The sequence below is a fragment of the Mesorhizobium sp. M7A.F.Ca.CA.002.09.1.1 genome (assembly GCF_003998555.1).
In the GTDB taxonomy this organism is placed as follows: Bacteria; Pseudomonadota; Alphaproteobacteria; order Rhizobiales; family Rhizobiaceae; genus Mesorhizobium; species Mesorhizobium ciceri.
On record NZ_RZRR01000014.1, the window covers coordinates 1 to 15549 of the forward strand.

Here is a 15549-nt window from a genome sequence, read left to right on the forward strand (position 1 = left end):
GTTCGTAGGTGGTGCCGGCGGTCGGTCCCGCCGATGTAAGCTGCGAGGACAGGATCAGGCCGGCAATGGCGGCGCAGATGCCCGACAGCACATAGACGGAAATCTGCACTGTCTTGACCGGAACGCCGGAGAGTTCGGCCGCGCGTTCATTGCCGCCCGAGGCGTAGAGCCAGCGCCCGAAAGCGGTGCGGTTCAGGACGATGCTGCCAATGAGCGCGATGACCACGAGAACCACGACGCCCGTCGGCACGCCGAACAAGCGGTTGAAGCCAAGCGCATCGAAGCCGGTGTTTCCGAGCTCCGGCTTGCCGCCGAGATTGTTGTAGGTCAGGCCGCTGGTCATCAGCAGCGCCAGGCCGCGCGCCATGTACATGACGCCGAGGGTGGCGACGAAAGCTGGAACCTTGAAGCGCGCGATGAGCACGCCGTTGATCAGCCCGACGACGGCGCCCAGCATGCAGGCCAGCACCGCGACCACCCACACCGGCGGATAGAGAACGACGCCCAGCCAACTCAGCGTCACCCCTTGCATCAGGAAGCCGGCAACGACGCCGGCCAAGCCCAGCGTCGACCCCACCGACAGATCGATGCCGCCATTGAGGATGACAAGCAGCATGCCGATCGCGAGGATTCCGAAGATGGCGACATGCGAGGCCATGGTCAGGAAATTCGCCACCGAGAGGTAGTAGGGCGACAGGATCGAAAAGACGACGATGATGACGATCAGGGCAAAGAAAGCGCGGCCCTCGAGCAGCAGCTTGGCGAGATCGAAGCCTTCGCTCGCGCTTGGACTGGACTGTTTTCTGGCCTGGCTGACATCGGTCATGGTGTGGGCTCCGAAATTCCTGGTGATCAGGCGACCACGGCTTCGCCCGAGGCGGCCATGATCTGCTCTTTGGTGGCATTGGCGCCGAATTCGGCTGAAATCCTGCCGCGGCGCATGACGACGATGCGGTGGGCAATGCTGAGGCATTCGTTGACCTCAGAGGTCGAGAAGACGACGGCAAGGCCCTGCGCAGCGCGTTCGCTCAGCAAGCGGAAGACTTCGGCCTTGGCGCCGACATCGATGCCGCGGCTCGGCTCGTCGAGAAGGATAACCTTGGGATTGGTCGTCAGCATCTTGCCGATGACGACCTTCTGCTGATTGCCGCCCGACAGCGATCCGATCATGGCGTTGCCGCCAGCGGTCTTGACGGTCACCTTGCGGATCGAGTCTTCGACCAGCTCTCGCTCTCTGGAACGAGACAGAAACAGGCCCCTGGCGAACGCTTCGATGCTGGCGAGCGAAAGATTACGACCGACGGTCATCGTCTGCACCAGCCCGTCGCGCTGCCGGTCCTCGGGGACCAGCACAAGCCCTCTGGAGATACGCTGGGCAATGCTCAGCCCCGAGACGTCCTCGCCTTCCAGCAGCGCCCGCCCGCCCGCCATCGGCACTCGTCCGGCGACGGCCTCCAGCAATTCCGTGCGCCCGGCACCCATCAGCCCGTAGATGCAGACGATCTCGCCTGCTCGCACGTCCAGCGACAGGTGATCGACGACGGAATAACCTGAGCCCGAAGTGTCGACGACGCTGACATCCTCGATCGATAGGGCGACTTCGCCGAATTCATGGCCGGTCGGCGGCGAGCCGAGATCGAAATTCTCGCCGACCATGTTGCGCACGATCCATTCGAGATCGATATCCCGGGCTTCGGCCGTCGCGGTAATCGCGCCATCGCGCAGGACAACGGCATAGTCGGTGATCTGCAGCGCCTCTTCGAGGTGATGCGATATGTAGACGATGGAGACGCCGCGGCTGGTCAGATCGCGGATCACCTTGAACAGAACTTCCACCTCGGTTGCGCTGAGCGCGGAGGTCGGCTCGTCCATGATGAGGATGCGCGAATCGACCGACAGTGCCCGGGCGATCTCGACGATCTGCTGTTGGCCGAGGCGCAGATCCTCGACCAGGGTCATCGGATCGATGTCCTCCTCGAGATCAGCCATCAGAGCGCGCGCCTGGCGTTGCTCCTCGGCGAAGTCGAGGCCGGTCCTGGTGCGCAGTTCGCGGCCCATGAAGATGTTGTCGCGAACGCTGAGGTTGGGCGCCAGGCTGAGTTCCTGGTGGATGATCGAGATGCCGCGATCGCGCGCGTCCGAGGACGAAGAAAAGCTGACGAGATTGCCGTCGAGCACGATGTCGCCGGATGTCGGCGTGACCACGCCGGAGAGGATCTTCATCAGCGTCGACTTGCCGGCGCCATTCTCTCCGAACAGCGTGGTGACCTTGCCGCGATGGATGTCGAAATTGACGCCCTTGAGCGCATGGACGCCGCCATACGACATGACGATGTTGCGCGCCGAAAGCACGGCGTCGCCAGTCGCGGGTCCGGTGTCGGCAGTCGGTTTCATTTGACGTCCAGCCTCACGGGGGTGACGAGCCAGCTCTTCGGGTTGACCAGCTTGAATGCGCCGACCACCGATATGGTCTTGCCGGTCAAGGTGCTCGTATCGACCTTGGCCAGGACTTCCTTCTTCATCTCATTGTTCAGCGCCGAACCGGCGTCCTGGTACTCAATCTGGTTGGTGAACTGGCCGAATGTGATCTTGCCCGTGGCGTCACGCAGTTCCGTCCCGTTGATTGCCGGTCCCGTCTGCACGCGGATCATCAACGTATCTGGCACGCCGTCGACGGCGACCTTGTAGATGCCAGATTTTCCTTCGCCGACGACGCCGGTGAACTTGACTGAAATGACCGGTCCGACGCCCGCAGGCACACCGTATTCCTTTTCCGCCGTTGCCCTGTCCTTGGCAATCGCCGTCGCCACCGTCACCGCGTCGGCGGCGCGTGCCTCGACATCGGCCTGCACCTTGGGAAATTCCGACTTGCCGTAGTCAGCGGCGGAAAACACGGCGCTGCGAACGTCGCCTGCCGACCCTATCCTGACCACGTTGGTATCGAGCGCCATGGCGCCGAGCAGGACGACAACCGCGGCGCTGGCAAGTGCCCGACGCAGGGCGGGCGAGGCAGGCCTGGTCGATGCAGTGGCGGCTTTCGCGCTCATGACGCAACCGCCAGCAAGGCTGATCCGCGCTTGTCACGCATTTGGCGATCCTCCGTTCATATGGCGCTTCGCGCCATTGGGTTTGTTCTGTTCGACAAGGGCACGAGCGGTGGATTCGTCGGTGATCAGGCCGCTCAGATAGCGGCTTTCGAGCACCGCTTTGATAGCGCGTATTTTCACTTTGCCGCCGGCGACGGCGACGATCCGGCGGCCCTTCAACTGGTCCCGCGGGAGTGCCAGGATTCTTTCCGACAGCGCCGTTTCCACTGGGCGTCCCTGGTCGTCGAAGAAGTGGGCGAGCAGCTCGCCGACGCCGCCATCGCGTTTGACCTCATCGATTTCGGAATGTTCGATCATGCCGGTGGCGACCAGCGAAGCTTCCCGCTCGGCGGTCCCTATGCCGACGAACATCAGGTCGGACCGGCTTGCGAGGTCGAAGACATCGCTGATGCCGCGCTGCCCAAGCAGCACCTCACGGTCCTCCGCGGTGTTGGCGACAAAAGGCACCGGCATCACATAGGCCTGCGCGCCGGTCCGCTCGGCCAGCCGATGCATGACGTCGTGCGGGTTGGCCGCGAACTTGCGCGTCACACCGCCAAGCAGCGAGACGAAACGGATATGGGCGGCGGCGGTGCGCGTCAGATACTCGACGCTTGCGGCAAGGGTACGGCCGTGGCCGACGCCGATCAGCATGTCCTCGCCGCGATCGATCTCCCGCTTCAGAAACTGAGCGCCGGCGATGCCAAGCGCCTTCAGCGGCAGCTCGTCCTGATCGAGATCCGGAACGACCTCGCAGTAATCGAGCCCGTAAGCATTGATCAGCTGCTGCTCGAGGTCGATGCATTCGCCGACGTCGCCGTCGATGATCACCCTGACCAGGCCATCCTGGGTGGCCCGCGTGATGAGCCGATGCGCCTTGAGGCTGGTCAGGCCGAGCCGCTTGGCCACCTGGGCCTGCGTCAGACCCCCGGCATAGTGAAGCCAGGCCGCGCGGGTGGCGAGGCTGGACTCATGATCGCGGTTAGCGGTTCCGCCGGATTTCAAGCCATCTCCTCCCTGAGATGATATTATTATCTTTGTGTGCAAAAATTTTCACATCCCTGCATCGCTGTCAATCCCCCGCCGGGTTGGGCGCATGCACATGCGGGCAATTCACAGGTCTCGCCCTTCCCGAAACGCCGGTCTGCCGGCATTCGGCGGGCAACATCGACCTATTAGGAGGTGAGCATGTTACTCGATCATACAGTTGTGTTAATTTAACGTCAATCTATGTTACCTCACGCCTAAGCCAGCAGAATTGCATGGCCATCGGCTATCCAGATTTTCTTCTAACTAGCTGTTTTTCAGGGATAATATCTAATATCGGCAAAATCCCAATCCGCCTGTGAGTTGGGCGATTTGCGGATGCGGCGCATCCATGGGCAAACCAACCGGATTGCCTTGTGAAGAGCATCGGTGACGGACTGATCAACCCAGCCGCATCAGGTTCCGGTCCTCGAGTTCCACAATTGCGGCCTCGACTTCCCTTGCAAGGCGCCCGGCGCTCCAGCCCAGCGCCTGTCCGGCAATCGCCGCAATCGCCTGCAGGTCGCGGCCTGTCAGGGAGCCTGATATCGCCAAGGTGCTGCGGCGCATGACGATGTCGGCCAGATGTTCGACGAACTCGTTGCGGACGATGTAGTCGATTTCCGATTTGCTGTAGCTTTCTGAATCCGGCAGTCGGCCCTCATCATCCGGCTCATGCGTGGCGATCTGCGTGGCTCTGGTGCCGTATCGCGACAGCAGCGCATCGAGACGCCGTTCCTCAGCGCCCGTCTTCGAGCGAGCCAGAGCCAGCCAACTTGCTCGCGCTGCGGCATTGGTCGGGAAATCCCTGCCGCCGCCGATCGGCATGGCTTGCGTCGTCACCTTGCGGCTGTGCTGCAGGCGGCCGAGCACGGTGTCGGCGACTTCCTCGGCAAAGCCGCGAAAGGTCGTCCACTTGCCGCCGACCAGCGAGATGACCGCGAAAGGTCTGTTCCGATCCGGCTCGGCGACCGGCGCGGAGTGGTCACGGCTGATCAGCCCGGGCAGCGATGCATCGGAGGCCGGCAGCGGCCTGATGCCGCTATAGGCGTAGACGATCTGGTCGCGCTCGAACGCCATTCCCGGCAGCAGAGTCCGCACGCTGTCGAGCAGGTACTCGACTTCGTCGGGCTCGCAGCGCACCGCGTCGGGATTGTCGGCCTTGATGTCGGTGGAGCCGACCAGCGCCAGGCCGAGATAATCGTAGATGAGGCAGATGCGGCCGTCATCGGCTTCGAAATAGAGCATGCGCCCGGCCAGGCTTTTGACCAGTTCGTCATGCTTGAGCAGGACGTGCGAGCCCTTGGTGCCGCCGATCATCTTCGACGGCGCGCCAAGCAATTCGTTGACATCGTCGATCCACGGACCGGCGGCGTTGACCACCAGCTTCGGCCGCACCGAAAAGGCCGCGCCGTTTTCCGGCTGGAAGGTCAGTACCCCATCGGCGGACTTGACCAGCGCCGTATAGTTCGCGCTGGCCGAGGCCGCGTTTGCCTGCCGCCCATCGAGGATCAGTTCAAGCACGAGCCTTTCGGGGTGGCTTATCTTGGCGTCGTAGTAGGTGCCGGTGGCGACGATCGAAGGATTGAGCGCCGGCATCCCGCTGAGCGCCTGGCGCCGCCCGACCATGCGGTGGCGCGGCATGACCTGGTTTCGCGAGCCGTAGAAATCATAGATCATCAGGCCGATCTTGATCAGGATGGCGCCGCGGCTGCGCGGTGCGCTGGTCGAGCCGAACAGCGTCCGCAAGGCCGCCAACATGCCCTTGCTCCAGGAAAAGATCGGGATGACGGTCGGCAGCGGGCTGACATAGTGCGGCGCGTTCTTCAAAAGCAGATTGCGTTCAAGTGTCGACTGTGCGACCAGCCCGAACTCGCCGGTTTCGAGATATTTCAGGCCACCGTGAATGAGCCGCGACGGCGCGGCACTGGTGCCCGAGCCGAAATCCGCCTTGTCGACGATCAGACAGCTGACGCCTTGCGCGCACAGGTCGCGAAACAGCCCTGCCCCGTTAATGCCGGCGCCAAGAATGACGACGTCGACCTCGCCGGTTCCGGCCATGGCGGCCAAACGCCCGGCGGGATTTTCCGTAAATGTTGCTTCGCTTGAGCTCATGACGCTCTCGTCTTGACGATGCGCAGCTTCACGCCGGCCCGTTCGAGAGCTTGCGCCCGCGCATCGCCCAGGCCTTCGGTCGCCAGCACGACATCGAAGCTGGTCAGATCGTCGAAGACATGCAGCGCGATCCTGTCGAACTTGGCATGGTCGATCAGAAGGATACGCTTGGCCGATGCGGCCATCATCGCCTGCTTGACCCGCACGACATTGGGATCCTGGATGAAGGCCGTGGTTCCGGTGATGGCCGAAGCCGAACAGATCAGCACATTGGCGCGCAGCTGCGCCACGGCGTTCTCGCAGACGATACCGATATAGGCGTTGTAGGTGCCGTGGTACTGGCCGCCGAGACAGATGAAGTCGAGTTCGTCGACATTGATCAGCAGTGATGCCGTCGCTACGGAGTTGGTGATGACGGTCAGCGGCTTGACGTCGAGCAGCAGTGCCGCGACGGCGTTTGCCGTCGAGGAATCGTCCAGCATCACCACCTGGCCGGCTTCGACATAATCGAGTGCTGCCCGCGCCAGCGCATCCTTCTCGGCCCGGTTGACCGTCACACGGTAGCGGAAGGCGCTTTCGTAGAGGCCGGAAGGCTGAACCGTCACCGCACCGTGCAGCTTGCGCAGCACGCCCTGCTGCGCCAGCCGGTCGATATGCCGGTGGACGGTCATGCGCGACACGCCGAAATGCTCGACCAGATCGTCGATGCGCACCTGGCCGAGCTTGATCACATAGTCGGCGATCTCTTCGCGTCGTTCGTCGGCCTTGATCATGCGGTTCCCCCAGTGTCTGGCCGGCCCAGCTTCTCGATGTCGGGCCAATGCGGTTCGAGCGCACCGGCTATGCGGCCATAGAGGGAAAAGCGCTCGTTGAACACAGCACTCGAGGCTTGGTCAGGCTCGTATTGGCGCGCCGTCATCCCGACCTGCCTGGCGCCCTGTTGCGGCGTCGCGAAGATGCCAACCGCCGCCCCCGCGCAAAGGGCAGCGCCAAAGGCCGCGGCCTCGTCGGTCGAGGTGACGATGACCGGGGCGTTCAGCACGTCGGCAAACATCTGAACGAAGGCCGGATTGCGCGAACCGCCGCCGGTCAGGCGGATCTCGCTGATGGCAAAGCCGTCGCGCAAGGCTTCGACATGGGTGCGGTGATTGAAGGCAATGCCCTCCAGAACCGCCTTCAGCATATCGCCGCGATTGTGCCAGCCGTGCAGGCCGACAAAGCCGCCGCTGGCAACATCGCCATAAGGAGAGCCGAACAGATAGGGATGAAACAGGATGGTCGAGGGCTTCTTCAGCGCCGCGTCGATCTCTGCTGCCAGAAGCTCGTGGATCGAGTCGCCATCGATCGATGCCTTTTCCTGCTCCGAGCGGCAGAACGTGTCGAGAAACCAGTCGTAGTTCGCGGTCGAGGCCGGCGAGATCGCCATGTTGTTCCAGCGGCCTGCGTCGATGGCGTTGCGACAGAGCCAACGCGGGTCGACGCGTGGTTGCGAAGAGACGACTTCGTTGATGGAATAGGTTCCGGCGACGATGGCGAGCACGCCCTCCTCATGGCCGCCCATGCCAAGTGCGGAGGCAGTCACGTCATGCAGTCCGCACGCGACCGGTGTTCCCTTGGCAAGGCCGGTCATTTCGGCTGCCTCGGCGGTGACATGGCCGACGATCGCGGCGGAGTGCGCCATCGGCGGCAGCGCGTCGAAAACATCGTCCAATCCGAAGATTCGCAACGCTTCCGGCGCGAAGGCTTGCGTGCGGAAATCCGTGAATGAGGTGCTGGCCTCGGTACGGTCGGTGCCGATCTTGCCGGTCAGGCAAAAGCGCAGCCAGTCCTTGCAGGCCAGTATATGCCCGATACGCCCATAGCGGGCCGGTTCGTGCTCCCTGATCCAGGCGAGCAGCGCCGACGGCGCCGAGACGTGGGGCGCCTGGCCTGTTCGCGCTAGCGCCTCTTCGAAGACCCGGTCCGCCGACCATCGCTCGACAATCTTGCCGGCGCGGCTATCGAGCGACAGGATTCCAGGCCCCAGCGGCCGACGATCCTTGTCGAGCAAATAGAGACCGTCGCCATGCGCGGTTGCCGCCACCGCCCTGATGTCGTCCGCCGGGCGGCCACATAGCGCGATCGCCTCCTTGATTGCGTCGGCGGTCGCTTGCCAGAGGCCGGCCATGTCGCGCTCCACCCAGCGCGCATGGGGCATCGATTGCGGAACCCGCCGACGCGCCACCGACAACTGCGTGCCATCGGCATCGAAGATCACCGCCTTGGTGACCGTGAGACCGTTATCGATTCCGAGCAAACTGGGCATGGGCGCCGCCGTTTTCAGCAACTGGTGAAGGGCGCTGCAAGGCAATCCTGCAGGTTGGGATAAGGATGACGGACATGACGACAATCAACGAGCAACGGTGATACCAAAGCGCCGCATCCGATGCGGTAAACAGACCATAGTAGCCTGTTAAATTAACGTCAACATGTGATATATTTTGTAGAAATGTCTAACGTAAGCTGAGACATGCATCCGATGCGGGACGAAGCTCCGACCAGTGCCCAACTGGCTGGATGGCCCTCAACCCTGCACGGCGGGCCAGGGGGACGGTGCGACTGACGCTCGAACGCGTTTGACTGGCTTAGCGAATTCCGTGCGCAGCGGCCGGACAGCCGGCACCGTTCAAAGAAAACGCGACGACTCAAGAAGTTCAGCCACGCCGTCCAGTTCCTTGTGCAGGCGATGCCAGCGACGGTCGAGGTAGACCAGCGAATGCGCCTCAGGGGGGATCTCGTCCGGCTGCACCTCGCCGTCAAGGAGTTCGGCCGCCACCAGTGTCGCGCCCTCGATCGGCAGGACGCCGAGCCGGCGGGCGCGGAACCAGGTCGAGACGCCGGTATAGCGCGGTTCGCCCGTGGGCAGCCGAGCCCAGGCGCCTCCCGGCGGGAAGCGTTCCGCGCCGCTCGACGCGCAGAGCTGCGCCAGGTCGATATCGGTGTAGCGCAGCAGGTGGATCACCATGGTCTGCGCCCGCAGCAAGGGTTCGGACGAGGTCGATTTCATCGACAGCGAGAAGGCGACGACCGGTGGCGCAGCACTTACAGAGATCAGCGAGGACACGGTCATCGCCACCGGTCTGTCGCCGGGATCGGCCGTGATCACGGCAACACCGGCCGGATGGTGGCGAAAGGCTTCGCGGAAGGCGTTGGTCATCGGATGCGGGAAGCTCATCGACGTCTCTCTTCTGCAGCATGAAATGGGGCCGGATGGGTCCGCCGTCCGGCCCTTGCGACTACTTCTTCTCGATCAGATCGTAGAACTGCCAGGTGCGATCGCTCCACACCCCGCCGATGTCGCGGCCGGCCGAGGTGACGATCGATGGCGCGATCGTGAAATGGTTGGCCGCCACCATCATCTCGCGGAAGGTGCGCTGGATCACACCGGCGCGCAGCGACGCACCGCCGCCCGCGCGGTAGGCGAAGTTGCAGATGTCGACGCCAACCTCGTGAATCTCGGATTTGGCCAGATGGACAAGGCTGATCTGACGCGTCGACATGCTGTTGCCGGCTTCGACCGTCATCTCGATGTCGCGCCAGACTTCGAAGATGAAGGCGCGGGCAGCGCGATAGCGGGCTTCGGCGCGGCCATAGTCGTGCCAGAATTTCTCGCTCTCGCCGATCAACCCGGCGCGGCCTGACTTGCTGCGGGCGAACTTGGCGATCTCGTCCAGCATCCGCCGCCCGGTGCCGAGTGCCCAGCCGGTATGACCGATGGCGGCGAGGCCGACGACACCGAGACTGAAGAACTCCTTCTGGCGCAGCGGCGGTGCGGTCAGGATCGGGAAGACGAGATCGTCGGCGATGAAGACGTCCTCGGCCGCATAGTCGATGCTGCCGGTGCCTCCGAGGCCCAGAACGTCCCAATTGCCGAGCTGCTTGTGCTGGGAGATCGGCGCATGGGCGCACATGATGATCACATTGCCCCTATCGTCCTTGGCGGGCTTGCCGGTGCCGTCGTCGACGAAGGCGGCACTGTGGCTATAGGTGGCGTGGCTGAAGCCGCTGCCATAGCTCCACTTGCCGTTCAGCCGGTAGCCACCGTCGACCTTCTTCAGCATGCCGAGCGGCGCCCCCTGTCCCGAGAAACGGTTGTCGGAGCCCGGCGCGAACAGCCGCTCGACCGCGCTGTCCGGCAGAAAGGCAGCCGACATCGCGCCGATGCAGCAATGCACCATGGAAACCCAGCCGGCCGCCCCGGAATGCCAGGTGATCGCCGCCAGCAGTTCGAGACCCTCGGTGGGTCGCAACTGCGCACCGCCGAGGCTCTCCGCGGCAAAGATATGCGACATGCGCAGCGGCTTCAGCAGCTCGAACGTGGCCGCAGTCAGTTCGCCATTCTCCTCATCGGCGGTGGCGTTGGCTTCCAGGGCCGGTCCGATCTCCGCGATCTTCCTGAGCAAGTCGCGATAGTCGGTGGTCGTCCCCCACGAGCTGTGCTTGATGGGTTTGTTCATCGTGTTCTCCTCCTCCTTTTCAAATGCGATCAGCCGGCGAAGAAATCGCCGATCTTCCTGAGCGTTTCGGGTTTCTCCTGCATGACGAAATGGCCGGCGTCCTCGACGAGGATCAGGCGTGCGTCGGGCAGCGCCTCGACGAAGAGCGGAGCCTGTCCCGCCGGCAGCATACGGTCCCTGGTGCCCCAGACGACCAGTGTCGGATTGGCGATGCGCGCCAGAAAGCGCCGCAGGTTCGGATGACCCATGCCGAACGGCGCCAGCAGCCGGCCGAGCGTCTCGCCTTCGCGGGCGCGATCGGCGCCGAAGGCCTCGGCAAAGGCGGCGTCGGAACCATCCGGGAAGTAGCGCAGCGCCACCGAGACGTCTTGCGCCAGATAGGCCGGCAACTCCTGCGGCGCGACCGCGCCGAGATCAGTGGCCGGATATGCGGGGTCGTTGAGCCCTGCCGGCGCGATCAGCACCACCTTGTCGAAACGCTCGCGCGCAAGGCCAGCGAGTTCGGTCGCCATCCAGCCGCCCATGGAAAAGCCGATGAGATGAGGCTTCTCCGGCAGACGGAGAACATCGAGCAGATTCAGATAGTGTAAAACCATGTCGGACATCGTAGCGACATGCGGCGCCGGGCCAGAAAAGCCGAAGCCCGGATGGCTCGGGCAGAGCACGCGGAAACGGTCCGCGAGGCCCTCGGCAAAGTCGAAGCCTTCAAGCGTCGAGGCGCCGTGCAGGAACAGCACGGGCTTGCCTCTACCGATGGCCATCACCACCGTTTTCGTGCCATCGATATCGTATTCGAGCGTTTCGAATTGAACGGCCATTTTTCACTCTCCTCAAACAAGGTCCGGCTGGATCAGCACTTTGCATTGCGTGGTGCGGCGGCGAAGGCTCTCGAATATCTGCGGAACCGGCGAGAGGTCGATCCGGTCGGTGACCAGAGTTTGCGGTGCGAAAGGTCCGCCTCGAAGCGCATCGAGGGCGACGCCGAATTCGTTGCGCTGATGGAAGAAGACCGAAAACAGCAGGTTCACTTCCTTCGTCAGCGCAACGAACGGGTCCCACTGGTCTCCACCAATGCAGAGGCCGACCCCGACCACCGTGCCCTGCAGCCGGACCGCCTCGACCGCCGCGCCGATGAGGCCACGCTTGCCAACGCATTCGAAGACGATGTCGGGCGCTCCGCCGCAGAGATCGGTGAGGTTCTCGCTCAGCTTTTCGCCGGAAAGCGCGAAGCCGGTCGCGCCGAGAGCAAGCGCACGCTCGCGCTGATGGCCGTGGATGTCGGCCACCACGACACGCGATGCCCCCATGCGCCGCGCCCAGAAGGCGACGAGCAGTCCGATCGGCCCGGCACCCAGTATGGCGACCCGATCCCCCGGCTTCATGCCCGAACGGACGATGCAATGCAGGGCGACCGACAGTGGCTCGGCCAACGCACCATCCTCGAGTGCTACATCGTCGGACAGGATGTGACATTGGCGTGCGGCCACGGTCGCGTATTGCGCATAGCCGCCGCCGATCAGCTCCATCTCGTGACAGCGCGCCGGATCGCCGCGCTCGCAGGCCTCGCAGTGTCCGCAACCGCGCATCGGCACGACAGCGACCCGGTCACCGATCCGAAGGCCCTTTGCCTCCGATCCGACCGCGACGATGTCACCGGAGAATTCATGGCCGAGCACAAAGCCTGCCTCGATGCCGAAAGGCACCGGATCCTCGGTGATGTGCAGATCGCTGCCGCAGATGCCGCAAGCGGCGACACGCAAGACGACCTCGTCCGGGGCTGGCGTCGGGTCCGGCACCGTGCCGATCCGCAGTGGGACGCCGACCTTATCGAAGATGGCGGCTTTCATGAAATCCTCCTCGTCAGCGGTTCGGGGTCGACGAGCTTGCGTCGGATCGGGAACCATGGTGCATCCCACCGCTTCGAGATCAGGCCCCAGATGCCCGTCCGGGCGTAGAGCGCCACCAGAAGCGTCATCAGGCCGAGGACGACGAAATAGGTTGCGCCATATTCGCCGAACCAGCGGTCCGCGATGAAGAAGATCAGCGATCCGATCAGAACGCCCTCGATGGACCCGATCCCGCCGACCATGACGATGAAGATCGCGACGTTCGCCCACATCGGATCAAAGGCCGAACCCGGGGTGATGCGCAGCTGCGCCATGAAATAGATCGCGCCCGCGAGGCCGCAGCCGACCGCTGACGCGACATAGATCAGGAAGCGTAGCTTCACGACATTCACGCCCTGGCTGGCAGCCGCAACCGGATTGTCGCGTATGGCGATCAGCGCAAGGCCGAAGCGCGAGCGAAGCAGCCAATAGCTGCCGCCCAGCGTGACGAGCAGCATCCCCGCGCAGAGCAGCGACATAGCGACATTCCGCTCGAAGGCCGAATAGTCCTTCATCACGCGAAGCGACATGCCCGCGCCGGAATTGACGAGCGGCAGGTTCGAGGCGGTCAGCCGGAAGACCTCGGCCACCACCCATGTGCCGATCGAAAAATAGGGGCCATCCAGGCGATGCAGCAGCAGGTAGATCGGCACGGCCAGCGCGGCCGGCACCAGGAGCGACAGGAAGACCGCCACAAACGGATTGATGCCGTAGGTCTGCGCCAGCACGAAAAGCGCATAGCCGGCGGCGCCCATGAAGGCGTGCTGGCCTACGGAGACGAGGCCGGCATAGCCGGCGAGCAGGTTCCACATCTGCGCGACGGCGATATAGCAGCACAGCACCAGAACCGACCGGATCGTGCCGGTCGAAGCCCACCACGGCATGACAGCGACAGCGATCATGGCCAGCACCGCCAGCGTCATCGCGATGCGACCGGACCGGGTCTGGCGCTGGACCACGACCTCGGGCACCTCGGTTGTTGCCACATAGGGAATCGCACTCATGACAATGCCTTTCCGAACAGGCCCTGTGGGCGGGTCGCCAGCACGACCAGGAAGACGATATGTCCGGCAAGCACGCCGAAGCCCGGATCGATGCGGAAGCCGATGGCCTGCGAGATGCCGAGCACCATCGAGCCGACGAAGGCGCCCCATACCGTCCCCATGCCGCCGATGATCACCGCTTCGAACGCGTAGATCAGCTGGGCAGGTCCGTCGGCCGGAGCAACAGTCGACCGCAGCGCCTGGAAGACGGCTGCAAAACCGAGAATGCCGACCGCCGCCGCTGTCGCCATCGCATAGACGGCGCGCGGGTTGATGCCGGTCATCGCCGCCGCCTCGACATCGGCCGACGCGGCGCGGAGCGCGCGACCGAAGCGCGTGCGCTTCAGCGTCAGGTCGAGGCCTCCTGTCAGGCCCGTGGCAACGGCCAGCACGATCAGCGGCAGGAGACCGACATAGATGCCGCCGATCTCGATGGACTGGCTCTCGATCCCATGGCCGGGCAGCGATCGGCTGTTCGCGGACCATATCTGGAGCATCAGGTTCTGCAGCGCGATCGACAGTCCGAAGGTCGCGATCAGCGAGGGCAGCGGATCGCTGCCCACCACGCGGTTCAGCACGGCCTTCTGCAGCACCCAGCCCATCAGCACCGCGAGCGGCACCAGCACGATCAGCACCGGCAGCGGTCCCAGACCCCAAGCCGTGGCGATCGAGATGCCGATCAGCGACAAAAGGATCACCAGATCGCCATGGCTGATGTTGACGATCCGCATGACGCCGAACATCAGCGCCATGCCGAGTGCATACTGGGCATACATGCCGCCCAGCAGGACCCCCTGCACCAAGGCGTCAAACCACTCCATGGCCCGCTCCAAAATAGGCTTTGCCGATCTGCTCGCGCGTGATTTCGGCGGACCTGCCGGTCAGGGTCACGCGGCCCTCCAGCATGCAGTAGAGGCGGTCCGTGGCGGTCCGGGCGAGGCCGACATCCTGCTCGACCACGATCATCGCCGTGCCGGTGGCGCGGATTTCGGGCAAGGCGGCATAGATTTCGCGGATCACCTTGGGCGCGAGACCAAGGCTGATCTCATCGCAGAGCAGCACGCGCGGCTGGCAGAGCAGCGCGCGGCCGATCGCCACCATCTGCTGCTGCCCGCCCGAGAGGCTTTGCACCTGGGTGCGAGCCTTCTCCTTGAGGATCGGGAACAGCTGGTGCAGACGCGGCAGCGTCCATCCGCCCTTGGCGCCCATGCGCGCGGCCTGGTCGATGGCGACGCGCAGATTGTCCTCGACCGACATGCCGGTGAAGAGGCGGCGGCCCTCCGGCACGATGGCGACGCCCTTCTGCACCATGCGGTCGGTGGCGGTGCCGCCGACCGGCTCACCGTGCAGCAGCACCATCTCGCGCCCGACCGGAAGCAGGCCCATGATCGAACGCAGGAGGGTGGATTTTCCGGCCCCGTTGGCGCCGATCAAGGCCACGGCCTCACCCTGGTGCAGCTCGATGTCGACGCCGTAGAGCGCCTGGAAGTCGCCATAGCGGGCCAACAGCCCGTGGGTGGAAAGAACGGCCGTCATCCCTCGATCCCCATGTAGACGCGCTGGACCTCAGGCAGCGCGATCACGTCGGCGGGCACGCCTTCCGCGATCTTCTCGCCGAAATTCAGAACCAAGAGCCGGTCGGCTACCGCCAGCAATGCGTGCAGCACATGCTCGATCCACACGATGGTGATGCCGCGGTCGCGGATGCGGCGCACCAGCGCCACCAGCGCCTTCGATTCATCGTCGGTCAGCCCGCCCGCGATCTCGTCCAGCAGCAGCAGCTTCGGATCCGACGCCAGCGCGCGCGCCAGCTCCAGCCGCTTGCGGTCGAGCAGAGTGAGAGCGCCGGCCGAGACATTGGCCTTGTCGGAGAGTTCGCACTCGCGCAGGACCTGGG

General features: G+C 64.0%; 14 protein-coding genes and 1 pseudogene. All 15 read right to left on the reverse strand.

The genetic code is table 11. The features are described from left to right. The coding region (locus EN994_RS01450; RefSeq protein ID WP_164745781.1) for an ABC transporter permease at positions 1–826 on the reverse strand (826 nt) is incomplete at its 3' end. A gap of 26 nt (positions 827–852) precedes the next feature. Next, complete coding sequence (locus tag EN994_RS01455) at positions 853–2394, reverse strand: sugar ABC transporter ATP-binding protein (RefSeq protein WP_063167514.1); 1542 nt, start codon at positions 2392–2394, stop codon at positions 853–855. Further along, the gene (locus EN994_RS01460; protein ID WP_063167513.1) at positions 2391–3047 is read right to left on the reverse strand and encodes a DUF2291 domain-containing protein; all 657 of its coding nucleotides are present in this window, start codon (positions 3045–3047) and stop codon (positions 2391–2393) included. Before EN994_RS01460 ends, EN994_RS01455 begins: the two co-directional genes overlap by 4 nt. 33 nt (positions 3048–3080) lie before the next feature. Beyond that, a complete protein-coding gene (locus EN994_RS01465) occupies positions 3081–4091 on the reverse strand; it encodes a sugar-binding transcriptional regulator (RefSeq protein ID WP_027163951.1) in 1011 nt (336 codons plus the stop codon). A 423-nt stretch (positions 4092–4514) separates the two neighbouring features. Then, complete coding sequence (locus EN994_RS01470; RefSeq protein WP_164745782.1) at positions 4515–6173, reverse strand: glycerol-3-phosphate dehydrogenase/oxidase; 1659 nt, start codon at positions 6171–6173, stop codon at positions 4515–4517. 50 nt (positions 6174–6223) lie between these two features. Next, a complete protein-coding gene (locus EN994_RS01475) occupies positions 6224–7000 on the reverse strand; it encodes a DeoR/GlpR family DNA-binding transcription regulator (protein WP_063167511.1) in 777 nt (258 codons plus the stop codon). Beyond that, positions 6997–8532 carry an FGGY-family carbohydrate kinase gene (locus EN994_RS01480; protein WP_063167510.1) on the reverse strand — a complete coding sequence of 512 codons (1536 nt, stop codon included), beginning with the start codon at positions 8530–8532 and terminating at the stop codon, positions 6997–6999. Before EN994_RS01480 ends, EN994_RS01475 begins: the two co-directional genes overlap by 4 nt. A 360-nt stretch (positions 8533–8892) precedes the next feature. Next, positions 8893–9441: a flavin reductase family protein gene (locus EN994_RS01485; RefSeq protein ID WP_013533080.1), complete on the reverse strand. Its 549-nt coding sequence runs from the start codon at positions 9439–9441 to the stop codon at positions 8893–8895. A gap of 61 nt (positions 9442–9502) precedes the next feature. Next, on the reverse strand, positions 9503–10723 hold the full coding sequence (locus tag EN994_RS01490) for an acyl-CoA dehydrogenase (protein WP_063167509.1): 1221 nt from the start codon (positions 10721–10723) through the stop codon (positions 9503–9505). 29 nt (positions 10724–10752) lie between these two features. Next, a complete protein-coding gene (locus tag EN994_RS01495) occupies positions 10753–11541 on the reverse strand; it encodes an alpha/beta hydrolase (RefSeq protein ID WP_063167508.1) in 789 nt (262 codons plus the stop codon). Between the two features lie 12 nt (positions 11542–11553). Then, entirely contained in the window at positions 11554–12570 is a 1017-nt protein-coding gene (locus EN994_RS01500; protein WP_063167507.1) for an alcohol dehydrogenase catalytic domain-containing protein, read from the reverse strand. After that, entirely contained in the window at positions 12567–13613 is a 1047-nt protein-coding gene (locus EN994_RS01505) for a branched-chain amino acid ABC transporter permease (RefSeq protein ID WP_063167506.1), read from the reverse strand. The genes EN994_RS01500 and EN994_RS01505 overlap by 4 nt, the downstream gene beginning before the upstream one ends. Further along, positions 13610–14473 (reverse strand): branched-chain amino acid ABC transporter permease, encoded by an 864-nt coding sequence (locus EN994_RS01510; RefSeq protein WP_013533085.1) that lies wholly within the window; start codon positions 14471–14473, stop codon positions 13610–13612. Before EN994_RS01510 ends, EN994_RS01505 begins: the two co-directional genes overlap by 4 nt. Further along, the gene (locus EN994_RS01515; RefSeq protein ID WP_013533086.1) at positions 14460–15188 is read right to left on the reverse strand and encodes an ABC transporter ATP-binding protein; all 729 of its coding nucleotides are present in this window, start codon (positions 15186–15188) and stop codon (positions 14460–14462) included. Before EN994_RS01515 ends, EN994_RS01510 begins: the two co-directional genes overlap by 14 nt. After that, positions 15185–15549: pseudogene (locus tag EN994_RS35870) on the reverse strand (ABC transporter ATP-binding protein); the annotation flags it as partial. The pseudogene EN994_RS35870 and the gene EN994_RS01515, both read right to left, overlap by 4 nt.